21 protein-coding genes, 1 tRNA gene and 1 pseudogene are annotated in these 20,902 nt (G+C 62.5%); 11 read left to right on the forward strand and 12 right to left on the reverse strand.

The window, feature by feature from the left end:
* The first annotated feature begins 28 nt into the window (after nt 1-28).
* From guaB to GbCGDNIH8_RS05985, 5 genes are all read left to right on the forward strand, one after another.
* Complete coding sequence (gene guaB / locus GbCGDNIH8_RS05965; protein WP_216634489.1) at nt 29-1,549, forward strand: IMP dehydrogenase; 1,521 nt, start codon at nt 29-31, stop codon at nt 1,547-1,549.
* Between the two features lie 34 nt (nt 1,550-1,583).
* Nucleotides 1,584-2,870, forward strand: a complete 1,287-nt coding sequence (locus GbCGDNIH8_RS05970) for an RsmB/NOP family class I SAM-dependent RNA methyltransferase (RefSeq protein ID WP_072572463.1) — start codon at nt 1,584-1,586, stop codon at nt 2,868-2,870.
* Nucleotides 2,867-3,478, forward strand: coding sequence for a GNAT family N-acetyltransferase (locus GbCGDNIH8_RS05975; RefSeq protein WP_072572464.1), 612 nt, complete (start codon nt 2,867-2,869; stop codon nt 3,476-3,478). Before GbCGDNIH8_RS05970 ends, GbCGDNIH8_RS05975 begins: the two co-directional genes overlap by 4 nt.
* A gap of 156 nt (nt 3,479-3,634) precedes the next feature.
* Nucleotides 3,635-5,203: a glutamine-hydrolyzing GMP synthase gene (gene guaA / locus GbCGDNIH8_RS05980; RefSeq protein ID WP_072572465.1), complete on the forward strand. Its 1,569-nt coding sequence runs from the start codon at nt 3,635-3,637 to the stop codon at nt 5,201-5,203.
* A 221-nt stretch (nt 5,204-5,424) separates the two neighbouring features.
* Nucleotides 5,425-6,774 carry a tyrosine-type recombinase/integrase gene (locus GbCGDNIH8_RS05985; RefSeq protein ID WP_072572466.1) on the forward strand — a complete coding sequence of 450 codons (1,350 nt, stop codon included), beginning with the start codon at nt 5,425-5,427 and terminating at the stop codon, nt 6,772-6,774.
* A 1-nt stretch (nt 6,775) separates the two neighbouring features.
* On the opposite strand, the gene GbCGDNIH8_RS05990 is transcribed toward GbCGDNIH8_RS05985, so the two are convergent.
* Nucleotides 6,776-7,012 (reverse strand): helix-turn-helix transcriptional regulator, encoded by a 237-nt coding sequence (locus GbCGDNIH8_RS05990; protein WP_253736131.1) that lies wholly within the window; start codon nt 7,010-7,012, stop codon nt 6,776-6,778.
* A gap of 375 nt (nt 7,013-7,387) precedes the next feature.
* On the opposite strand from GbCGDNIH8_RS05990, the gene GbCGDNIH8_RS05995 reads away from it, so the two are divergent.
* Both GbCGDNIH8_RS05995 and GbCGDNIH8_RS06000 read left to right on the forward strand, forming a co-directional pair.
* A tRNA-Arg gene (locus GbCGDNIH8_RS05995) sits at nt 7,388-7,461 on the forward strand.
* Between the two features lie 270 nt (nt 7,462-7,731).
* Complete coding sequence (locus GbCGDNIH8_RS06000) at nt 7,732-8,142, forward strand: GNAT family N-acetyltransferase (protein ID WP_072572467.1); 411 nt, start codon at nt 7,732-7,734, stop codon at nt 8,140-8,142.
* A gap of 13 nt (nt 8,143-8,155) precedes the next feature.
* On the opposite strand, the gene GbCGDNIH8_RS06005 is transcribed toward GbCGDNIH8_RS06000, so the two are convergent.
* The 3 genes from GbCGDNIH8_RS06005 to GbCGDNIH8_RS06010 are packed head-to-tail and all read right to left on the reverse strand — an operon-like array spanning nt 8,156 to nt 9,809.
* Complete coding sequence (locus GbCGDNIH8_RS06005) at nt 8,156-8,953, reverse strand: alpha/beta fold hydrolase (protein WP_157692561.1); 798 nt, start codon at nt 8,951-8,953, stop codon at nt 8,156-8,158.
* A gap of 30 nt (nt 8,954-8,983) precedes the next feature.
* Nucleotides 8,984-9,145, reverse strand: a complete 162-nt coding sequence (locus GbCGDNIH8_RS12835; RefSeq protein WP_157692562.1) for a hypothetical protein — start codon at nt 9,143-9,145, stop codon at nt 8,984-8,986.
* Nucleotides 9,146-9,149: 4 nt separating this feature from the next.
* Nucleotides 9,150-9,809: a TetR/AcrR family transcriptional regulator gene (locus tag GbCGDNIH8_RS06010; RefSeq protein WP_216634490.1), complete on the reverse strand. Its 660-nt coding sequence runs from the start codon at nt 9,807-9,809 to the stop codon at nt 9,150-9,152.
* Between the two features lie 140 nt (nt 9,810-9,949).
* On the opposite strand from GbCGDNIH8_RS06010, the gene GbCGDNIH8_RS06015 reads away from it, so the two are divergent.
* The 4 genes from GbCGDNIH8_RS06015 to GbCGDNIH8_RS06030 all read left to right on the forward strand — a co-directional run bounded on the left by GbCGDNIH8_RS06015 (nt 9,950) and on the right by GbCGDNIH8_RS06030 (nt 12,935).
* Nucleotides 9,950-10,648 (forward strand): TetR/AcrR family transcriptional regulator, encoded by a 699-nt coding sequence (locus GbCGDNIH8_RS06015; protein WP_072573688.1) that lies wholly within the window; start codon nt 9,950-9,952, stop codon nt 10,646-10,648.
* A 2-nt stretch (nt 10,649-10,650) separates the two neighbouring features.
* Nucleotides 10,651-11,544, forward strand: coding sequence for an SDR family oxidoreductase (locus tag GbCGDNIH8_RS06020; protein WP_072572470.1), 894 nt, complete (start codon nt 10,651-10,653; stop codon nt 11,542-11,544).
* Between the two features lie 72 nt (nt 11,545-11,616).
* Complete coding sequence (locus GbCGDNIH8_RS06025; RefSeq protein WP_072572471.1) at nt 11,617-11,919, forward strand: 4Fe-4S dicluster domain-containing protein; 303 nt, start codon at nt 11,617-11,619, stop codon at nt 11,917-11,919.
* A gap of 107 nt (nt 11,920-12,026) precedes the next feature.
* On the forward strand, nt 12,027-12,935 hold the full coding sequence (locus tag GbCGDNIH8_RS06030; RefSeq protein WP_072572472.1) for a LysR family transcriptional regulator: 909 nt from the start codon (nt 12,027-12,029) through the stop codon (nt 12,933-12,935).
* Here GbCGDNIH8_RS06030 and GbCGDNIH8_RS06035 read toward each other — a convergent pair.
* The 8 genes and pseudogenes from GbCGDNIH8_RS06035 to GbCGDNIH8_RS06070 all read right to left on the reverse strand — a co-directional run bounded on the left by GbCGDNIH8_RS06035 (nt 12,908) and on the right by GbCGDNIH8_RS06070 (nt 20,898).
* Nucleotides 12,908-13,165 (reverse strand): DUF2274 domain-containing protein, encoded by a 258-nt coding sequence (locus GbCGDNIH8_RS06035; RefSeq protein ID WP_072572473.1) that lies wholly within the window; start codon nt 13,163-13,165, stop codon nt 12,908-12,910. The two genes, GbCGDNIH8_RS06030 and GbCGDNIH8_RS06035, sit on opposite strands and share 28 nt — an antisense overlap.
* A complete protein-coding gene (locus GbCGDNIH8_RS06040) occupies nt 13,162-14,364 on the reverse strand; it encodes a TraB/TrbI/VirB10 family type IV secretion system protein (protein ID WP_072572474.1) in 1,203 nt (400 codons plus the stop codon). Before GbCGDNIH8_RS06040 ends, GbCGDNIH8_RS06035 begins: the two co-directional genes overlap by 4 nt.
* Nucleotides 14,361-15,317: a P-type conjugative transfer protein TrbG gene (trbG, locus tag GbCGDNIH8_RS06045; protein ID WP_475690358.1), complete on the reverse strand. Its 957-nt coding sequence runs from the start codon at nt 15,315-15,317 to the stop codon at nt 14,361-14,363. Before trbG ends, GbCGDNIH8_RS06040 begins: the two co-directional genes overlap by 4 nt.
* 113 nt (nt 15,318-15,430) lie before the next feature.
* Nucleotides 15,431-16,120 (reverse strand): conjugal transfer protein TrbF, encoded by a 690-nt coding sequence (gene trbF, locus GbCGDNIH8_RS06050; protein ID WP_216634506.1) that lies wholly within the window; start codon nt 16,118-16,120, stop codon nt 15,431-15,433.
* Nucleotides 16,121-16,128: 8 nt separating this feature from the next.
* Nucleotides 16,129-17,490 (reverse strand): P-type conjugative transfer protein TrbL, encoded by a 1,362-nt coding sequence (trbL, locus tag GbCGDNIH8_RS06055; RefSeq protein WP_072572477.1) that lies wholly within the window; start codon nt 17,488-17,490, stop codon nt 16,129-16,131.
* Nucleotides 17,487-17,816, reverse strand: a complete 330-nt coding sequence (gene trbK-alt / locus GbCGDNIH8_RS06060) for a putative entry exclusion protein TrbK-alt (RefSeq protein WP_072572478.1) — start codon at nt 17,814-17,816, stop codon at nt 17,487-17,489. Before trbK-alt ends, trbL begins: the two co-directional genes overlap by 4 nt.
* 9 nt (nt 17,817-17,825) lie before the next feature.
* The gene (trbJ, locus tag GbCGDNIH8_RS06065; RefSeq protein WP_072572479.1) at nt 17,826-18,563 is read right to left on the reverse strand and encodes a P-type conjugative transfer protein TrbJ; all 738 of its coding nucleotides are present in this window, start codon (nt 18,561-18,563) and stop codon (nt 17,826-17,828) included.
* Nucleotides 18,560-20,898 (reverse strand): annotated as a pseudogene (locus GbCGDNIH8_RS06070) (conjugal transfer protein TrbE). The gene trbJ and the pseudogene GbCGDNIH8_RS06070 overlap by 4 nt, the downstream one beginning before the upstream one ends.
* Between the last annotated feature and the right edge of the window lie 4 nt (nt 20,899-20,902).

The following is a 20,902-nucleotide window of genomic DNA, read 5'->3' on the forward strand; positions in this document are numbered from 1 at the left end:
CCGTCCGACAGGATGAAAGGTCCAGGCCATGGCTTCCGATGACGTTTCTGATCGCAACTCCAGCCCTCAGGTTGCTGTCTCTCCGGTGTCCCGGATTGAGGAAGCCCTGGCGTTTGACGACGTGCTCGTCATTCCATCCTATTCGCAGATTCTGCCCTCCAGCGTAGTGACCACCACTCGCCTGACGAGGGAGATTTCCCTCAATATTCCGCTGGTATCATCGGCGATGGATACGGTGACAGAAGCGAATATGGCGATCGCCATGGCGCAGCATGGCGGCATTGGGGTCATCCATAAGAATCTGACCATTGAGGAGCAGGCGCAGCAGGTGCGTCGCGTCAAGAAATATGAAAGCGGTATGGTGGTGAACCCGCTCACTATCCATCCGGACCAGACGCTGGCCGATGCCCGCGCTTTGATGAGCAGCAACCATATCAGCGGCGTGCCGGTGGTGGAGCGCGAATCGGGCCGTCTGGTGGGCATTCTGACCAATCGTGACGTGCGCTTCGCCACAGATCCTTCGGTGCGGGTGTATGAGCTGATGACGCGGGAAAATCTGGTGACGGTTTCTCCCGGCACCAATCCCGAGGAAGCACGCACATTGCTGCATCGCCACCGGATCGAAAAACTGCTGGTCGTCGATGAGAATTATTGCTGCGTCGGCCTGATCACCGTGAAGGATATGGACAAGGCGCAGGCCTTTCCGCTTGCCAACAAGGATGCGCTGGGCCGTTTGCGGGTCGCTGCCGCCACGGGTGTCGGCGAGGACGGTTTCCATCGCGCACAGGCCTTGATTGACGCAGAAGTGGACGTCGTGGTGGTCGATACCGCCCATGGTCATTCCGAGGGCGTTCTGGCTGCCGTCGCACGAATCAAGAAGGTCAGCAGCAGCGTGCAGGTGATCGCTGGCAATGTCGCGACACCGGAAGGTGCTCAGGCGCTGATCGACGCGGGGGCGGATGCGGTCAAGATCGGTATCGGTCCGGGCAGTATCTGCACCACGCGCGTCGTGGCAGGTGTGGGGGTGCCTCAGTTTACCGCTGTCATGGAAACCGCTGCCGTATGCCGTGCGGCGGGCGTTCCGGCCATCGCCGATGGTGGTATCCGTACCTCCGGGGACGTGGTGAAGGCAATTGGCGCGGGCGCGGATTGCGTGATGGTCGGCAGCATGCTGGCCGGCACTGACGAAGCACCGGGTGAGGTGTTTCTGTATCAGGGACGCAGCTACAAATCCTATCGCGGTATGGGCAGCCTCGGCGCAATGGCGCGTGGGTCGGCGGACCGGTATTTCCAGCAGGACATCAAGGATCAGCTCAAGCTGGTTCCGGAAGGTATTGAGGGCCGCGTCGGCTATAAAGGCCCGGTGGCTGCGGTGCTGCATCAGATGACCGGCGGTCTGCGGGCCGGGATGGGCTATACGGGCAGTGCTTCCATCACCGATCTTCAGCGTAATGCACGTTTCCGTCGGATCACCGGTGCCGGATTGCGGGAAAGCCATGTTCATGACGTGGCTATTGACCGTGAAGCTCCGAACTACCGGGTTGATTGATGCGCATATTCCCTTCTGATCCGGCGGGCGTTTTATGACGCCCTCGGCGAGGCTTGCAGCAGCAATTACGCTGCTGGAGGAAATCGAGGCTGCTCACCGCCGTCCGGCGGATGCGGTGGCCAACGATTTCTTCCGCGCCCGTCGCTATATCGGCGGCAGTGACCGCCGGGCCGTCTCTGCTCAAGCCTGGCAGGTGCTGCGTGCCCGTCGCCGAATGGGGTGGTGGTTGCCGGAGGCTCCACCGCGCCTGCTGGTGGCCGGTTATATGCTGCTGACCGGGTGGACTCTGGAGGCTGTGACAAAAGCATTCTCCGGCGGCCAGTATGCGCCTGCACGGTTAACAGAGACAGAGCAGACTGCTCTGCGCCGTCTGGAGGGGCATACACTCGATCATCCGGAGATGCCGGATGCGGTACGTCTGGAACTGCCGGACTGGATCCTGCCCCGCTTCAGGGATCGCTTCGGCCCGGCTCTGGCTGCTGAACTGGCGGAGATGGAGAGTGAGGCCCCGCTCGATCTGCGGGTCAATCTGCTCAAATCGGATCGTGATGCAGCTCGCAGCGCCTTGCGGGCTGAGGGGATCGAGGCGGAATTCACCACTCTGTCTCCATGGGGTCTGCGTGTGCATGGTCGCCGTCCGGTCACGACTGGAGCAGCGTTCCGGCAGGGGCTGATTGAAATTCAGGATGAAGGCAGCCAGTTGATCGCGGCGCTGGTCGGGGCTGGTCCCGATATGCGCGTGGTGGATTATTGCGCCGGCGCTGGTGGCAAGACTCTGGCCATGGCAATGACGATGCTCAATCGCGGCCATATCGTGGCTTGTGATACCTCCGAGCCTCGGCTGGAAGGAGCGGTACGCCGGCTGCGTCGGGCCGGGGTGCATAATGTCGAGCGCCATCTGCTGACGCCGGGCGATAAATGGGTCAAGCGCCGGGCCGGAGGCTTCGACCGCGTTCTGGTGGATGCCCCCTGCACCGGAACCGGCACATGGCGGCGCAATCCGGATGGGCGGCTGAGGCTGACCGAGACTGATCTGCTCGAACTGGTGCCAAAGCAGGCGGAAATCCTTGATCGAGCCGCCACCTTGCTGCGTCCGGGTGGCAGGCTGGTCTATGCAACCTGTTCCGTGCTGGCAGAGGAAAATACCGGCCAGATTGAGGCCTTCTTGGCCAGACGGCCCGAATTCCGGCTGATGCCGCTGCGGCAGGCCTGGCCGGATGCTCCGGCGGCGCTGACAGGGGATATGCTCAGCCTGACGCCACGCAGCTTCGGCACAGACGGCTTCTTCGCCGCTGTGCTTGAGAAACCGGTCCCCGCATGATCGCCATCCGCCGCGCCCGCCCGGCTGACGCGCCTTTGATCGGCGCTGTGCATGTCGCGGTGTGGCGCAGCGCCTGTCCGGGGATCGTGCCGGATCATCATCTCAGCCAGATGTCCGTAACCAGACTGGCAGCCGATTATGATGCCGCCATCATGGCCGGGCAGGGCGTGTTTGTCCTGTGTGCATCGGGTGAGGACATACCGCTTGCTCCTGTTGGGGAAAGCGGAAAGCAGGCGTCTTCCATAACAAAGCGGCCGCGCGTGATCGGCTTCTCCACGGCGGCAAGAGCCGCATCCGGTGCACCGGGGGAAGGGGAAATCGGTGCGCTCTGTATTCTGGACGATTACCGGGAACGTGGATTGGGACGCCGCCTGATACGTGCTGCGGCCTCGCATTTAAGAATGCTTGGCTGCCGCTCTGCTTATACATGGGTGTTGAGGGACAGTCCGGCACGCTGGTTTCATACCCGCCTTGGTGGCGTTGCCGTAGCCCAGGGCCATATCTCTCTGGCGGGTGTAACGCTGGAGCAGGAGGCTTTTTTGTGGGAACCAATTGAAATGCTGCTGCGCCCAGGAGAATTACGAAAAGAGGACCGGGATGACACCTGATCTCCGGCATACAGAGTGGAATGTCGCCCTGTTATGCCAGTTTTCCACTGTTTTGCCGTTGCGGTCCGACGCGGCTTCCGGCATTGCCCCCACTGGCCACATAGGGCCTGCATTTGCCCCCCTTCTCGCGGGGTGCGTTGAAGGAGAGAGAGCCTGATGAGCGACATTCTCGAACAGATCGTTGATCGGGTTCTGATTCTGGATTTTGGCAGTCAGGTCACTCAGCTTATTGCCCGCAGAGTCCGCGAATCAGGGGTTTACTGCGAAATTTGGCCATTTACCGCGGATGCCGAGCGTATCCGTGCCTATGCACCGCAGGGCATTATCCTGTCAGGGGGGCCATCCAGCGTGGCGCAGGCAGGATCTCCGCGCGCGCCGGAGGTTGTGTTCTCGATGGGTGTCCCTGTGCTGGGCATCTGCTACGGCCAGCAGACGATGTGCGTGCAGCTTGGCGGCTCGGTTGAGGGCAATGACCATCAGGAATTCGGCCGCGCCCATGTCGATGTGGTAGAGAATTGCCGGATTACCGACGGGCTGTGGGAAAAAGGTGCGCGTGAGCAGGTCTGGATGAGTCATGGTGACCGGGTGACCGCTTTACCACCCGGTTTCCGCGCGGTGGCTGTCAGTGAGGGCGCGCCTTTCGCGATGATTGCCGATGATGATCGCCGCTTTTACGGTGTGCAGTTCCATCCGGAGGTGGTCCATACCCCGCATGGCGCGCAGTTGCTGCGTAACTTCACACACGCGGTTTGCGGCTGCACCGGTGGCTGGAGCATGGCGGCATTCCGCCCCGCTGAAATCAAGCGAATCCGGGAGATTGTCGGTGAAGGGCGCGTTATCTGCGGCCTGTCCGGCGGAGTTGATTCAACCGTGGCAGCGGTGCTGATCCATGAGGCGATTGGCGACCAGCTCACCTGTATTTTTGTGGACCATGGTTTGTTGCGTCAGGGCGAGGCAGAACAGGTACTCGCCATGTTCCGTGACCGGTTTAACATTAAACTGGTGCATCGTGACGCTTCCGATCTGTTCCTTGGAGCGCTGGAAGGGGTTAGCGACCCTGAGATAAAGCGCAAGACAATCGGTAAGTTGTTCATTGATGTATTCGAGGAAGAAGCCGCCAAAATCGGCGGCGCTGACTTCCTGGCGCAAGGTACGCTGTATCCGGATGTGATTGAGAGTATCAGCTTTACTGGCGGTCCTTCGGTGACGATCAAATCCCACCACAATGTCGGTGGCCTGCCAGAGCGGATGCGGATGAAACTGGTCGAACCGCTCCGCGAATTATTCAAGGACGAGGTCCGTGCACTGGGTCTGGAACTTGGTCTGCCGAAAGATATGGTTGGCCGCCACCCATTTCCCGGCCCGGGCCTTGCCATCCGTATTCCCGGAGCGATCAGCAAGGACCGCCTTGAAATCCTGCGCCGTGCGGATGCCATCTATCTGGAGGAAATCCGCAATGCTGGTCTTTATGACGAGATCTGGCAGGCTTTCGCTGTTCTGCTGCCAGTCCGCACCGTGGGTGTCATGGGCGATGGCCGAACCTACGACTTCGCCTGCGCCCTGCGCGCCGTCACCAGTACCGATGGCATGACAGCGGATGTTTATCCGTTCGATATCAAGTTCATCGCGAGAGTGGCTAACCGCATCGTCAACGAAGTACGCGGCATCAATCGTGTAGCCTACGATATTACATCTAAGCCACCGGGAACAATCGAGTGGGAGTGATCTAAGGTCGTTTCAGACCATCTCGCGCCGTGCCAAAAATCGCCTGAACCTTCTGACTAACAAGGACTTTTCTTCCTACCCCGTATCACTGCATGTCACCCCAGCCCGGCCACTTTGTTGGTAGCGATGTTGGTATGGCGCAGAATGGTCAAGAAACGGGCTTTCGCTACCAACACACCCTTTGTTGGTATCCGTTCGCCCCCCCGACCGGATGCGGATTTATGGGCGATCTCACTGATAAAGAACTGAAAAACCTCAAGCCAAAGGCCAAGCTCTACAAGGTGACGGACCGCGACGGGATGCACGCCGCTGTCACGCCGAGCGGGGTCATTTCATTCCGGTATCAGTACCGGGTAAACGGGCGGCAGGAGATATTGACCATCGGCCGCTATAGCGCCGAGGCGGCGCGCACGCTGACACGGGCGCCCGACGCGCTGGAATACGGAATGGATGTGTCGCTTGCGGAGGCGAGGACGCTCTTGGCGCGCGCCAGGCGCCAGGTTGAGCGGGGTGAGTCGCCGTCGAAAGCCAAGGTGGAGAAGCGCACTGCGTCAGCCGAAGCGTTCACCTTCGGCGGTTGGGCGGAAGCGTATTTCAAGCACAAGGCCGATCCCAAGTCGAGGGCAGAAAGGCTGGCCGACAGCACGCTAGCGATGCGCCGCTCTGTCTATGATCGCGCCATCGCGGGAAACTTGTCGAAGCTCAAGCTAGGGGAGGTGACGCCACAGCGTCTCAAGCGCCTCTGCGACGAGGCCAAAGAGAAACGCGGGCCGGCCGTCGCCGTGCATGTCCGCGAGGTCGTGTTGCTGGTGTTCCGCCACGCCCAGGCATGTGGGCTGGATGTGAGCAATCCAGCCGAGTCGATACGCACCAGCGCTATCGCCACGTTCGAGCCGCGCGAGCGCGCCCTATCGCCGTCTGAAGTTCGCGCCGTCCTGACGGCGTTGGATCAGGTGGCGGCGGCTCCAACGCTGCGTTCAGCGGTGAAGTTTGTTCTGCTTACCGGAGTCCGCAAGTCGGAGTTCATTGACGCCACATGGAAGGAAATCGACTTTGCCGCCGCGCGCTGGACGATCCCGGCCGAGCGTATGAAGGCTGGCAAGCCGCATGTTGTCCCGCTGAGTGATCAGGCGCTCGACATTCTTACGGCGTTCCGGACCATGTTCGGCGTCAGCCGATACCTGCATCCTGGTCGGTACGACGGCGATACGCCCATAAGCAACGCCACGCTCAATCGCGTGATCGATGCGGCCGTGGAGCGTATCCGCAAGGATGACCCGGACTTCGAAAGCCTTGGCGTTCACGACCTGCGCCGCACCTTTTCGACAGGCCTGAACCGAGCCAAGTTTGATGATCGCTGGATCGAGATGAGCATGGCTCACGCGCCTCGGAACCGGATCGCGGCTGTCTACAACGTGAACCGCTACTTGGCAGAGCGCAAGATCATGCTTCAATGCTGGGCTGACATGCTCGATGCCTGGGTGAAGGGCGAGTCTGGCAAAGAACTGATCGCCGACGCGAAGCAGCGCGCCGCCGAGATTCACGACGACGAGTTGGACGACGATCTCTGAACTACGCGTGGCTTGCGCGCCTTCTCTCCGTCAACGCCTCTGGCGGCCGCCAGCCGGCGGGGTCGGCGATCCAACAATCGATATCGGATTCGTGCCAACCGGATCCGTTCATGCTGATCTTCAACTGGGCTGGGAAGGTGCCCTCGGCGATCTTGCGGTAGATGGTGGAGCGGCTCAGGCCGGTGCGGGCGAGAACGGTTTTTAGACGGACGATACGGCTTGCGACGAGCATGGTCATGCTGCCTCCTGCTGGATGCTTTTGACATTGCAGAGACCAGACAGGGCGATGATTTGTTGTTGTGCAACAGGTATTTGATGGTCGTAGTAATGGGGCGTGGAGGAGGTAAAAAATGCCGGGGTCGGTGCGTAGCTTAACGCGAATTCTGGACCAAAGACTGCGACCCAACTAGCTATCGACACCGAAGTCTTGCCAGCGGCCTCCGACCAGAGATTCAACAGCGGGACGGGTTTAGGTCGCTTGGCAAATCGCGCATCGCCGACCGCGTGGACTGCAGCCGGACAAGTTGCCCGCCTGATACTAGCGCTGGTTGGCTTGGCTAAGTCCGCGCCAGCGTTCCACGAAGCGCTCAGCGCGGCGGCCGGAAGGAGCGATGCACCCGTAGCTCATTTGGATAGAGCGCCACCCGCCGAAGGTGGAGGCCACACGTTCGAATCGTCTCGGGCGCGTGACACCGTCGAGAAGGTCGACTCGGTCTTCATGAGCATGACTGACTACTCGCCCTTGCTGAAAACCGGAGCCGGAAAATCCACCCAAGGTCATCAACACTGAAGGGCTTCGCACCCCGGCCGAAGTTGCTTCGAAGCAGGTAGGTGGCCGAAGTGGATTCGGAGCAACTGGCCAACGGGTCTGTCGCCTTGTAGTGGACATCCAAGGTTGTCGATCTGTTTTAGGCGCGCAGATCGTAGGGAACCGGCGGTCAACAGTCGAAGGCTATCATGAGCGACATCAAGTATGGTCAAGAACAAGGGCTTAGCCCTGATGAGTTCATAGCGGTGCTGACCGCGTCGGGCCTGGCGGAGCGGCGACCGATTGCGGACCGTGGCCGCATCGAGCGAATGCTTAAAAATGCCAACCTCATCGTGACTGCGCGTGACGGAAAGGGCCGCTTGGTGGGTGTTTCCCGCGCTCTGACGGATTTCAGCTATTGCTGTTATCTCTCGGACCTTGCGGTCGACAAGGCGCTGCAAGGCCGTGGAATAGGAAAGATCTTAGTGTCAGAAACCCGCCGCCTTGCAGGACCCGAAGCAATGTGTCTCCTGCTTTCCGCTCCAGACTCAATGCCGTTCTACCGCTCAATTGGCATGCCGCAGCCAGACAACGCTTTCCTATTCAAGCGTGAGCGTTAGCCAGCACGCGCCTTCAAGGCCTGGGACGCTCAGCCATTTGCATGAACTTCGCGGCTGCCTCGTTGAAGCCCTTGCCATTCATAAGCTGGACGAAATGATTTGGCGAGTTGACCACGACGTGCTGGCCATGAGTCATTTCAGCGCTCACCTCTCCAACAGCATCAAAGGTCGGGCTCCAACCGCCCGTGACAACCAAGACGGGAATGTCGGCCTTGGCCACAGCTTGGGCAGCTCTCCGCATCGCACCCGCAGAGGCGAGACGCGCCTGCAATAGGGCGCAACCGAGCTTTTGCGCGGTTTGGGGATCGAGATCTCTTGTCCCTCCATCGGATGCTGCTCCGGAGAGGACGCCGAGGTCGTGGGCAAGGGTGACCCCGTATTCCGCCGGGGTTCGCGCCATAAGCCATGCCTCCCCCATGCGCAGAAAATCGGAGCGCGCCGCCTTATTCGTTCTCAGGGCCCGGCTTCCTGGCAGTAAGGGAATCAGCGCGGGCTCAATCAGGACCAGCGAGCGGACGGCAGAGGGCCGGCGGGCGGCAGCTAGTAGCGCAACCGCTCCGCCGAAGGAGTGACCGATCAAATGAGCGCCGTCGCCCAACTGGGCCGACACCCAGATCGCATCCGCCTCCATGTCTTCGGCCCCCCGGGAAGGGCTTTGACCGAAGCCCGGTCTGTCCGCCACCAGCAAACGGAAGCCTTCCCGCGCCAGTTCCTCTTGCTCGCGGAACGTTGCAGGCCCGCCCCCGAGTCCACCTTGCACGCCGCCATGAATGAGCAGAACCTTCGGACCGGTCGAGCCCCACGTCGTCACATGGATCGGATAGGTCGCAGCTAGGTCCGGCTATATCTCGGGCGGCGCAGAGCACATCGCCGCCAGACGACCTCTATGGCGTGACATACGCAAACCCAACATCAGGGCGCGAAGGATGAAGCTGGATTTGAAGTTGACGACGATGGTCGCGGTGACGATCGCTGCGAATGCCAGAGCGACGAAAATGATCACGTCATTATATTCCTCGTGGGAAGATTGGCTGCGTCCCGGAAGGGGGCGGCAATCCTGCGCAGAGCAGCGCGAGAGTGTCGCGTAGTAGCGGCACGAGAGCCGTGGGCTGATCGCCGTGAAGAAATGCGTTGATCGCGACCTGGGCCGCGGTCGTAACGACCGCGGCGACAAGGCGTGGATAGAGGTCTCGCTGCGGGTCCGTCCCGGTGCGGTCCGCGACCGCCAATACGAACGGATGATCCGAAATCAGTGCCCCTCGAAGAATTTCGGCCTGCGTACTCGAAGCACCAAATATGAGGCGGAGTTCGGAAACGGCGGCGCGACTGGGAATCGCCTGGCCGCGAGTCGTGTCCTTCCATGGAGCGATCATCGCCTCAGTAATCGCCTCCCAGATAGGCTCCGCAGCCGGTCGAGCGCGAAGCGCCTCCGCCGCATAGATCATGCGGTTGGTGTATCGGGCGACTAACGCCTCCTGCTTGGTTGAAAAGTAGTTGTTGAAGGTTCGCATTGAGACATTCGCCTCGGCCGCGATGTCCTCGACCCGAAGGCCGTCAAGACCGTGCTTGAGTGCTAGCCGCATGGCCGCATCTGCCAATGCGTCGCGGGTCTCCAGCTTTTTGCGCTCCCGCAATCCACTGCTCTTCGCTTGTTGCATCGACGACATGGGCTGAGTCTAGCCGAAAATTGCGTATCACGCAATTGTGCGCATTGCGCAATTTTCTGTTACGCGCCGCGTGAGGCAGATGCCCAATTGACAATAAGTGAATGTTCACTTACCTTGATTTGCAAGGAGAGTCGTTGATCATGCGTCCCACCAAGCTTGCTGCGGCTGACCGCAAACAGGCAATTTTGACGGCTGCGGCGCCGGTGTTTGCCCGGCTTGGGCGAGCTGGTGCCACGACAAAAGACATCGCGAACGCGGCAGGTATTTCCGAAGCCCTTCTCTACAAGCATTTCCCGGGAAAGGACGCGCTCTACTCAGAGCTGGAGCATCATTGCGTCGAGGCAAATGCGGTCGGCGGTCGGCTGCTGGACAGCGCGACGCCGTCAACGGCGACGCTCGTCATGGGCGTCGCGGTGCTGGTGCAAGCCGTGTTCCCCGGGATCGGCGCCCGGCAATCCCATGAAGATACAAAGCGCCTCGTTACCTCCAGCCTGCTCAGCGACGGCCGGTTTGCGAAGGCGTTCCTCGATCGGCATGTGCAGCCTTGGGTGGGCCTGTTTGAACAGTCTCTTCAGTCTGCAAAGGCGGCCGGCGATGCCGAACAAGGTATTTCCACGGGCAAGGCCGAAATCTGGTTCGTTCACCACCTGGCAAATACGCTTCATCTGATTAGCCTCCCTGAAGATGAAGTCGTCGATTACGGCCTTTCGAGGGATGAACTGATCGAAAGTGCGGTCCGCTTTCTACTGCGCGGACTAGGCCTGAAGAGCGAGGCCATAGAGCGGCATTACGATCCCCAAGAACTCAAGAACATCCTTGCGCGAATGGGTCAGGACTGAGCATGAGGCCAATAAGAAAGATAGCCGTCGTTGGAGCAACAGGCCGCCTTGGCGCGCCGGTCGCGGTGGAGCTGGCAAAGACCTTCCAGGTCCGAGCGATTGTCCGTTCGCCGGACAAGGCCAGGACGATGCTTCCTGCGAATGTCGAGATCCTGCAAGGGGATCTCCGAGACGTCCCCAGCCTACGTGCTGCTCTCGACGGGATGGACGCCATTTACATCAATCTTGCGACTGAGACGGCAGAACTAAACCTCGCCTTCTACGAAGAGCGGGAGGGCATCGCGAACCTGATTGCCGCCACCCAGGGGCTCGACATCCAGTATATCGCGAAGATCGGGGCGCTCGGCGCTTATCCTCCGGCCCTCAAGACAATCAAGAACAACATGGTTCCGAACCTCATTCGGATGGAGGGGCACAAGATCATCGCCGCCTCCGGCATCCCCCACACCTTCTTCGCGCCGACGCACTTCATGGAGCTGCTGCCGAACATGATCGACAAGCATGCGCTGCAGTGGATCGGAAACACCAAGGTGAAGATCTATTGGATCAGCGTTGTCGACTATGCGCACCAAGTTGCTAAAGCCTTTCAGAGTCCTGAGATGATGCCGGAGCATTGTCCAATCCAGGGGCCTGAAGCCATATGGGTCAGGCAGGCAATGAAGGAATTCATCAAGAACTACGATCCGACGCTAAAAACTCGGGTCGCGCCTTTATGGGTGATCCGGTTTATCGGCCTCTTCAATCCAAGAATGAAGTTTGTAGGCCATCTATTCGCGTATTTCGGGAGCCACGAGGATCCCTTCTACGCAGGAGAGACCTGGCAAAACCTGGGCAAGCCGACAACAACCCTTGAAATGTTCTCGAAGGGGCTCCGGCAGCGCGCGGCGAACCCATGATGATCCAGCTCTCGTCGCCGCCTTGTGAAGTCGTCATGACACGATGAGTCTCTTCGAGAACGGAGATGCGGAATGAGCGAAAGTAAGTGCTTCGATAATCCCGCCGGGCTAGTGATCCCCGTCGTCGATTTCAATCGGTGCGAAGGAAAAGATGCCTGTGTAGAGGTTTGTCCCTTTGATGTCTTCGACGTTCGTAAGATTGATCGATCCGATTATAGGAACCTCTCTTTCGTGGCGAAGTTCAAAAATCGCGTTCACGGCGGGATGGTCGCCTATACGCCCAACGCGGACCAATGCCGCGCCTGTGGTTTGTGCGTGAAGGCGTGCCCGGAGCGCGCCATCAAACTTGTGAAAGCATTAGGGACCAACCGATGAGAGTGCGGCCGAGGCACGTCTCTCGGGCAGGGCCTGACGTAGTTCACCAGCAACTTCATGGGGTTCGGCAGAAGGACGCGATCTAAGTTCAGGGGTCGGGAGGGGAAGTGAGTGTCGATCTCAGAGAGTTGCGCTGGGCTATCACCGCTTCCCGGCATAGAAGTCTTCGGCAGGCGGCCGAAGCGTTGCACGTTCGTCAGTCGACACTCAGCCGGATGCTGCGAAGTCTCGAGGACCGGCTTGGGGTTGTTCTCTTTGAACGCACAAACGGCGGCACGCATCCCACCCCACAGGGACAAGAGTTCCTCGACTCAGCTCGGAGAATCGTCTCCGACATTGAAGAGATCACAATTCGGCTAAAGACCCAGTCTCGCGGTGAAAGTGGGCGACTAACTATCGGAGTCCATGCGTCACTTTCAGTCGGGAATCTTCGTGCCACGCTGATCGAGCATCATCAACGCTTCCCCGACGTCGTAATGCATTTGGTGGACGGATCGAGTGATCACTTGATTTCAGGTCTAGCGAACTGTGAGATCGACATCGCATTTTTGGTAGAGGGACATGCCAAGTGGTCCGAAAGGTCGCTTAACGTGTGGAGCGAGCGCGTCGTCGTCGCGCTTCCTGAGCAGCACGTTCTGGTCGAACGCGATCCGATCGAATGGAAAGACTTGATGGACGCCAAGCTGCTGTTGCCGCAGCGCGGACCGGGCGTCGAACTGGCTGAGTTACTCCTTGCCAAGCTAGGGTTTGCGGAACGCTGTAACATGACGCGTCATGACGTGGCGCTTGATCGACTATTGACCCTCGTTGGCGCAGGCTGCGGTGCTCTGCTCGCGCTCGAGGGTGCGACTAGCGTGAGCTATCCTGGAGTGATATTTCGTGAAATCTATGATGCCGGTGGGCCGGCACGCGTTGGTTTCCGGGCGCATTGGCGGAAGGAGAGCGGCAATCCATCGCTGAAGAGGTTTCTCGATTTACTCTACCAACGCTACCCGGATCTTTCGGGGGCTACGTAAGAAACGATCCCATCATGGCTCTTGCGCGCTTTGGTGAACCCACGATCTGAAGCCATGAATCGCTCGATCATAGGCACGATCAGCTTTGCCGGTTCTGGCGCCGCTTGCCCGGTAGATCGACCGAGCACTTCGGCGTAGGCGATGAGATCGCGATGAACACTGGCGGGGAGTTCGACTGTGACCTTGACCGGCTTGTCGTCTGCGAGCGCACCAAGCTTGAGCTTCGTCATGGATCGGTTCCTTGCGCATACGGGGTGAGCACCAAGTCGCGTGTGACGATGACCCGAACCGGGAACCCTGGGCGGATCGTCAGCGTCGGCTGGATATTGAGCTGGCGCTGAACGATCTGCTGGCCCGTCTGGCTGATGCTGTTCGAGGCTCCGCTCCGGATAGCCTGCACTAGATCGTTCTCGTCCTGGCTCATGCCCGCCTCGGCGCCAACGCTGAGCAGAGTCGAGAGGACAGCCGCCTTGAACAGCATGCCCCAATGGTTGTCGACCTCGTCCTCAAAGCCGGCGTAACCCTCGGTGTCTGCCCCAGGCTGACGCTCGAGCACGATCGAGCTTCCGTCCGGCATGATGATCCGCGTCCACACCAGCAATACACGGCTCTGACCGAAGGCGACGGAGCTGTCGTATTGGCCGATCAGCTTCGCGCCCTGCGGGATCAGCAGGTATTTGCCGGATGGGCTGTCGTAGACCGCCTCGGTTACCTGAGCGGTGATCTGGCCGGGAAGATCCGAACGAATGCCTGTGATCAGAGCGGCAGGGATGACCGTGCCGGCCTGCACGACGTAAGGCGAGGCTGCGGTCTCCAGCCGGTCCGGGCTGATCGTGCGCTTGTCGGTCGAAGCATTGAGGAAGGCGGTTTTGCGGTCCTGCATGTTCTGAGCGGAGCCGGCGTCGACGGGGGGCGTGGCCGCGGGAGCCCCTGAGGTGCCGGACGGGTTCGGAAGCACCTGGCCGACGGCCGGTGACTGCTGACTTGTCTGCGTGAAGAACCGGCTTACCCGCGCCGCCTCAAGCTCCTGGGCTCTGCGCTGCGCCTCCGGGTCAGGCGTTGCGCCGGGGGTCACGGTGTTCGGCGCTGCGCCAGCATTGAGAATCGGCTTGCCGAGATCGCCGGGCAGCGGCGGCCCAAGCGGAGGCGCTTGTCGCGGCAGTCCGGTATAGTCCTTCGGCAGGCCAGCGAGCCCCTCGGCCGAGGGGCGGTTCTGGGTGCTGAGCAGTTCCTGCCCCGACTGGCCCTTGTTGTGGGTCTGAAGCGCGTAGCCAAGCGCGCCGGCGATGGCGAGCGCGGATACCGCGCCGAGTGTGATCAGCACCTTGCGAGAGAGACGCGTGACGCGGGGCCGTTCGCCCCTGAGCCGCAGGTCCGGCGACACAACCGGCGTCGGGGCCGGCTGTTGGCCTTCCGGCTCGTCCGTCATGACCGCGGCCTTCCATCGGTGCGGACGATGCGGACGCGGCGCTCGCTGTCCTTGTCGCCGAGCCGAAGCTCCGCGGCGGCAAAGAGGCGGTCGACGACGTAGTAGTTGCCCTTAGCGCGATAGTTCACCAGCTCGGACCCGCCCGCCGGACCGATCACGAAGAGCGGCGGCATTTCGCCCTGCCGAATCCCCGAAGGGAATTCGATGTAGACCTTCTGCCCGTCATCGAAGGCGCGCAGCGGCCGCCAGGCCGGGTTGTCGCCCTGAATTGCATAGCGGAAGTTGATGGCGGCGAGATCGACGCCGGAGGCGATCGGCGCCGCCGCCTCGGCGGCCTGGTTCTGCTGGCGCAGCGCGATGAGCTGATCCTCCGGATACTGCCACGAGACCGAGGCCATGTAGGTCTTCTCGGTCGAGCGCAGCTCAAGCAGGTAAGTCCGCCGGTCGGTGTTGATGATCAGGTTCGTGACCAGTTCGTGCCGCGTGGGCTTCACGAGGATATGGACCTTCTTGGTCGGCCCCGCGCCGCTCTCGGTGTCGCCGATGATCCATCGCACGGTATCGCCGGCTGCAACGGGGCCCGTACCCGCGAGCTGCTCGCCCTCTTGCAGGGCGATGTCGGTGATCTCGCCGGGAGCGGTGTAGGCTTGGTAGAGCGCGCCGGCCGAATAGGGGTAGACCTGCACGGCGTTGATGAAGCCGTTCCGCACCGGCTGGATGCGGGCAGCCGCATTGGCCTGATTGACCCGCACGGCAGGATCGGGCGCTTCGGGGACGGGCTTGCCCGTATCGAGGGGCTTCAACTGGCCGGGTAGCGGCAGAGGCTTCGGCAGCTCGACGATCTTCACCGGCGGCGGCGGATCAACGGTCAGCTTTGCCGGCAAAGCGCTGTCGTAGTTGATGTCCGGCGGAATGAATTTATGCGCGCAGCCGCCGAGCGCGCTGACCGACATCAGCAAAGCCAGAAGCCCGGCTTTACGGAAAGACGTAATCCCTCTTTCCCAGTTCTGCTGCGAGACTGACAGGCGTGAAGCCGGACTGCCGGCTTCCAAAGAAATCGGCAGGGTCATTGTCCCAGCTCCTTCGACCAGTTGATTGCGGTGACGTAGATGCCGAGCGGGTTCTTGCGGAGCACGTCGGCGGTGGTTGGCGTCTGGATCGCGACGGTGAGGATCGCGGTCCAGCGTGATGTGTCGGCGAGCGCACCGTCCTGGTAGCGGTGCTCGACCCACTCGACGCGGAAGCTCGACGGCGACGCGCGGATCACGCTGGAGACGTCGATGGCGATCTGCTGCTTGCCGAGTTTGGCGAACGGGTCGTTGGCGCGGGCATAGTCGTTGAGCGCCTGGGAACCGGAGGTGCTGGTGAAGTCGTAGGCGTCGAGCCAGTTCTGCCGCACGATGATGGGATCGGCTGGCAACGAGCGAACCAGCGACACGAAGTGCGCGAGATACCAGGCGATTTGCGGATCGCTCGGCGTGTAGTCGGGCGCAGCCGCAGCCGCAGCCGCAGCCTGCGCCTGGCCAAGCTTGTCGACCTGGACCACCCAAGGGACGATGCTGCCATGGGTCGATTGCCAGACGAGGCCGCCGGCGAGGCTCATGGAGAGCGCGAGCGAGCCGAAGGCCATCAGCCGCCAGTTCTTGGCCTGCACCCGGGCGGAGCCGATACGCTCGTCCCAAGCCTGGGCGGCGCGCTGATAAGGGGTTTCCGGTTCTGGTGTGCGGCCATAGCGGACCGACGCGCGGCGGAAGATCGCCATGCTCATTCTCCTCCCGAGAGATCGACGGAATGGCCGTCGCCATGGCTATCGCCGGATCTGAGGGCGTTTGCAGCCGCCGTCGCGCCGTGATGGAGCGCCTGGTTGCGGCGCATGCGCTGGGCCCAGGCCGGCGGACCGGATTCGGTCGCGCCCGCTCCAGAGGAACTGGCGCCGGCGGCCTGGCCGCCGCCGACCGTCCCTGGGGTGGAGGAGCCGCCTGTCGCGGCGAAGCTTGATTTGGCACCGGCCGCGAAGCTCTGCTTCACCGACCCGGCGGCCTGGCTGGCGGCGCGGCGGAAGGGGGCGGCCGCGCCGGCGCCGGCGGCTCGCCCAACGCCGCCAAGACCGGCGGCGACGCCCGACGCTCCGGACCTGCCGGCCGATGCGAGGCTGTAGGCCGAGGATGCACCGCCCGCCATTGCCGCGCCGCCGCGCACCGCGGCGGCCGAGCCGGAGGCCGCGGCCATCGCTCCCCTACCGGCCAGGCCAAGCGCGCCAGCGCCGGCCATCGCCGTGCCGGCGACGGCAAGGCCGGTGCCCACGGCCGCGCCGGCGCCGAGCTGCGGCGCCCCCGAGACCAGGCCGGTGGCGATGCCCGGACCGAAGATACCGAGGCCGAGAAGCGCGAGGGCGGCAAGCACGACGGAGAGCGCTTGTTCGACCGTCGGCTGGCCGCCAGCGTAGGTCTGGGTGAACTGTGAGAACAGGCCCGACCCGATGCCGACGATGACGGCGAGCACCATCACCTTGACGCCGGAGGCCACGATGTTGCCGAGCACCTTTTCAGCCAGGAAGGCAGTCTTGTTGAAGAGCGCGAAGGGAATGAGGACGAAGCCGGCGAGCGTCGTCAGCTTGAACTCGATCAGCGTGACGAAGAGCTGCACCGCCAGGATGAAGAAGGCGATCAGCACCAGCAGCCAGGACACCATCAGCACCGCGATTTGGACGAAGTTCGCGAAGAAGCTGGTGAAGCCCATCATCTGGCTCGCCGCGTCGAGCAGCGGCTGGGCGGCATCCAATCCAGTTTGAGCGAGCCGTCCTGGCCGCAAGAAATCGGCCGTCGAGATGGAGCCGCCGCCGGCCTTCAGGCCGATACCGGCGAAGCTGTTGAAGACGATGGCCGAGAGATTGTTGAAGTTGGTGATGATGAAGGCGAAGAAGCCGATGTAGAGGGTCTTCTTGACCAAGCGCTGGAGAATGTCCTCGTCGGCGCCCCAGGCCCAGAATAGCCCAGCCAGCGTGATGTCGATGACGATCAAGGTCGACGAGAGGTATCCGACCTCGCCCTTGATCAGGCCGAAGCCGGAATCGATGTAGGTTGTGAAGGTGTTGAGGAAGGTGTCGATGACGCCGACGTTGTTCATCGCGCACCTCCCGCCGCATTGGTGGCCGGCGCAGCCGCGCCCGGGTGCGTTTGTGGCGGCAATAGCCGCGCCGGCCGGCCGAAGAAGCGCCGGCGGTTCTCCTCCCAGACCGCCACGCAGCGCGCGTCTTCGGCGTCCTGCGGTCCGAGCGCGCTGCAGCGACGCAGCTCGGCCGAGAGGTCGTCGGATGCTGGGCTTGGGATGGGCGGGGGCGTCTCGATGACCGGCGGCGTCGGCCGCAGATGGATCGCGACCAGGCTCACCACCACGACGGCGATCAACAGGATGATCGCAACGATGCGGAAGGTGTCCAACCGGCCCAGCATCGCCGCGCCTCAATTGCCGCTAAACATCGTGACGTTGCCGGGCTGGTAGCCGGTGCGCGTCGAGAAGGTCTTGTAGTTCTGTTGCCCCTGCGCCTCGGCGGCGGCCACGCGCGCCTGCTCCAGCGCGTCGGCCCGGCTCTTGGCCGACAGCACGGCGACCACGTCGGAGAGCTGCTGCGATTGTAGCGCCAGGAGCTGGTTGCCGGCCTGCGCCGCTTGCAGCGCGCCCGTCGCGCTCTGGCTGGCCGTGACCAGCGAGGTCATGGTGCTGGAGTTGGTCGGAATGTTTCCGACGACGCCGGCCTGGACCTTCAGGCTGTCCTCGAAGGCCCCGACGGAGTTCTGCCAGCGCTGCTGTGCGTTGGCGACCATCGTCGTGGTCGAGCCGGTGCCGGCCGCACTTCCATAGCTGGTCGAATAGGCCGTCTGGATGCGCTGGACATTGAACGAAATGTTCTGCGCCTGGCTGAGCAGCGACTGGGTCTGGGCGATCGACGACTGAAGTTGGGTCAGCATCGATATCGGCAGGTTGGCCAGATTGCGGGCCTGATTGATCAGGCTCGTCGCCTGATTGTTCAACATGGTGATCTGGTTGGTGATCTGCTGTAGCTCGCGCGCCGCCGTCAGCACGTTCTGGCTGAAGTTTGTGGGGTCGTAGACGATCCACTGCGCCGAAGCCGGCGGCGCGGCGATGCCCAACGACAATGCGACGGCGCTTGCCGCCGCCAAATGGCGCAGCTTGATCATGATGGCGTCTCCAGGTTGGTCAGGTCGGGAATGAGATCGGCCGCCCACAGAAGCTCGCGATCGGCGAGCCAGGTTGGCGTGAAGGCCTCGCGGCCGTGCTCGGCGAGGACGCGCTCGATCGCGGCGTGGTCCTGCTTGGAAGATGCGGCGCAGAAGGCCAGCGCGACGGGTCCAAGGCCCAGCTCGAACAGCCGGTTGCCGCGACGGGACTGGCAGTAGTAGTCGCGCTTGGGCGTCGCCCGGGCGAGGATCTCGATCTGGCGATCGTTGAGACCGAAGCGCCGATAGATCGCCGTGATCTGCGGCTCGATCGCCCGCTCGTTCGGCAGGAAAATGCGTGTCGGGCAGCTCTCGACGATCGCGGGCGCGATGTTGCTGCCGTCGATGTCGGAGAGCGATTGTGTGGCGAAGACGACGGACGCGTTCTTTTTGCGCAGCGTCTTCAGCCATTCGCGCAGTTGCTGCGCGAACGCGGGATCATCGAGGACCAGCCAGCCCTCGTCGATGATGAGCAAGGTAGGGCGGCCATCGAGCCGGCCCTCGATGCGGTGAAACAGATAGGTCAGCACGGCGGGCGCCGCGCCGGCGCCGATCAGGCCCTCGGTCTCAAACGCCTGGACCGAGGCGGAGCCGAGCTGCTCGGCCTCGGCGTCGAGCAGCCGGCCCGATGGTCCCCCGACGCAATAAGGCTGGAGCGCCTGCTTCAGCGCGGTGGATTGTAGAAGGACCGCAAGGCCGGTGATGGTGCGCTCGCCGACCGGTGAGGACGCGAGCGACGTCAGCGCCGACCAGACGTGTTCCTTGGCGGTCGGGTCGATGGTGACGCCTTCCTTGGCAAGGATCGCCGTCACCCATTCCGCCGCCCACGCGCGCTCTGCCTGATCATCGATCCGAGCGAGCGGCTGAAGGGAGACGGAATGCTCCGATCCCGCCGAGAGGCTGCCGCCGAGATCGTGCCAGTCTCCGCCCATCGCGAGGGCGGCGGTGCGGATCGAGCCGCCGAAATCGAAGGCGAAGATCTGGTTGTCGCGGTAGCGGCGGAACTGCATCGCCATCAGAGACAGGAGGACCGACTTGCCGGCGCCTGGAAATGCTCATCGCGCGCGGGGCCGGCCCAGACCGCCGAGAGCGGGATCATGTGCGCGAGGTTCAGCGTGGAGACCGGCGGCTGGCGGACGTTGGCGTAGGCGTGGCCGGGGATCGAGCCGAGCCACGCCTCCAGCGCATTCACCCCTTCCGGCATGCAGGTGAAGTCGCGGCCCTGGATCACCTTCTCGACAAGGCGGAGCTTCTCGGAGGCGAGGCCGGGGTCCTCATCCCAGACCGTCACCGTGGCGGTGACATAGGCCTGCCCGACATCGTCGGTGCCGAGTTCCTGCAGCGCCATGTCGGCGTCGGCGGCCTTATTGGCGGCGTCGCTATCGACCAGCGTCGACGCCTCGTTGGTCATCACCTCCTTGACGATGGCGGCGATGGATTTGCGCTTGGCGAACCACTGCCGCCGGATCTTGGTCAGCAGCTTCACCGCCTCGGTCTTGTCCAGGAGGATCGCGCGGGTGGACCAGCGATACGGGAAGGCGAGCCGGTTCAGCTCGTCGAGGATGCCGGGATGGGTCGCGGTCGGAAATCCGACTACGGTCAGGGTCCGCAGATGATGGGCGCCAAGCCTGGGCTCCAGGCCGCCGGCAAGCGGCTCGTCGGCGAGGAGCGCATCGAGGTGCATCGGCGTCTCGGGGACGCGGACGCGCTGCTGGCGGGTCGAGATGGTCGAGTGCAGGTAGGTCAGCGTGTCGCCGTCATCGAGCCACGCGACCTCGGGCATGAAGCCCTCGACCAGTTACAGGACGCGGTTGGTGCGATCGACGAAGCCGCGCAGCAGCTCCCAGGGGTCGACCCCGCTCTGCGAGCGGCCTTCGTAAAGGAAGCCCTCGATCCGGGACGCGTCCTCGGCCGGCGGCAGCCACACGAAGGTGAGGAAATAGCGGCTCTCGAAATGCGCGCCGGCCTCCTCGAAAGCGTCCTGCCGTTCGAGATCGACCAGCGCCGAGGCCGGATCGGGAAAAAGCGAGTGCGGATAGGTCTGGGCGGCGATCCGCTGCGCCTCGACGAAGATCGCCCAGCCCGAGCCAAGACGGCGCAACGCATTGTTGAGGCGGGCGGTGACGCCGACCAGCTCGGCTGGCGTAGCGCTATCGAGGTCCGGCCCACGGAAGCGGGCCGTGCGCTGGAAGGAGCCGTCCTTGTTGAGAACGACGCCTTCTTCGACCAGGGCGGCCCAGGGTAGGAAGTCGGCGAGACCGGCGGGGCGGTTGCGGTATTCGGCGAGGTTCAGCATCGCC

Source organism: Granulibacter bethesdensis (assembly GCF_001889545.1).
In the GTDB taxonomy this organism is placed as follows: domain Bacteria; phylum Pseudomonadota; class Alphaproteobacteria; order Acetobacterales; family Acetobacteraceae; genus Granulibacter; species Granulibacter bethesdensis_B.

Coding starts and splice junctions, on each gene's coding strand:
- guaB (WP_216634489.1), top strand. CDS start 29: ATGGCTTCCGATGACGTTTCTGATCGCAACTCCAGCCCTCAGGTTGCT.
- GbCGDNIH8_RS05970 (WP_072572463.1), top strand. CDS start 1,584: ATGACGCCCTCGGCGAGGCTTGCAGCAGCAATTACGCTGCTGGAGGAA.
- GbCGDNIH8_RS05975 (WP_072572464.1), top strand. CDS start 2,867: ATGATCGCCATCCGCCGCGCCCGCCCGGCTGACGCGCCTTTGATCGGC.
- guaA (WP_072572465.1), top strand. CDS start 3,635: ATGAGCGACATTCTCGAACAGATCGTTGATCGGGTTCTGATTCTGGAT.
- GbCGDNIH8_RS05985 (WP_072572466.1), top strand. CDS start 5,425: ATGGGCGATCTCACTGATAAAGAACTGAAAAACCTCAAGCCAAAGGCC.
- GbCGDNIH8_RS05990 (WP_253736131.1), bottom strand. CDS start 7,012: ATGACCATGCTCGTCGCAAGCCGTATCGTCCGTCTAAAAACCGTTCTC.
- GbCGDNIH8_RS06000 (WP_072572467.1), top strand. CDS start 7,732: ATGAGCGACATCAAGTATGGTCAAGAACAAGGGCTTAGCCCTGATGAG.
- GbCGDNIH8_RS06010 (WP_216634490.1), bottom strand. CDS start 9,809: ATGTCGTCGATGCAACAAGCGAAGAGCAGTGGATTGCGGGAGCGCAAA.
- GbCGDNIH8_RS06015 (WP_072573688.1), top strand. CDS start 9,950: ATGCGTCCCACCAAGCTTGCTGCGGCTGACCGCAAACAGGCAATTTTG.
- GbCGDNIH8_RS06020 (WP_072572470.1), top strand. CDS start 10,651: ATGAGGCCAATAAGAAAGATAGCCGTCGTTGGAGCAACAGGCCGCCTT.
- GbCGDNIH8_RS06025 (WP_072572471.1), top strand. CDS start 11,617: ATGAGCGAAAGTAAGTGCTTCGATAATCCCGCCGGGCTAGTGATCCCC.
- GbCGDNIH8_RS06035 (WP_072572473.1), bottom strand. CDS start 13,165: ATGACGAAGCTCAAGCTTGGTGCGCTCGCAGACGACAAGCCGGTCAAG.
- GbCGDNIH8_RS06040 (WP_072572474.1), bottom strand. CDS start 14,364: ATGACGGACGAGCCGGAAGGCCAACAGCCGGCCCCGACGCCGGTTGTG.
- trbG (WP_475690358.1), bottom strand. CDS start 15,317: ATGTCGGTCAGCGCGCTCGGCGGCTGCGCGCATAAATTCATTCCGCCG.
- trbL (WP_072572477.1), bottom strand. CDS start 17,490: ATGAACAACGTCGGCGTCATCGACACCTTCCTCAACACCTTCACAACC.
- trbK-alt (WP_072572478.1), bottom strand. CDS start 17,816: ATGCTGGGCCGGTTGGACACCTTCCGCATCGTTGCGATCATCCTGTTG.
- trbJ (WP_072572479.1), bottom strand. CDS start 18,563: ATGATCAAGCTGCGCCATTTGGCGGCGGCAAGCGCCGTCGCATTGTCG.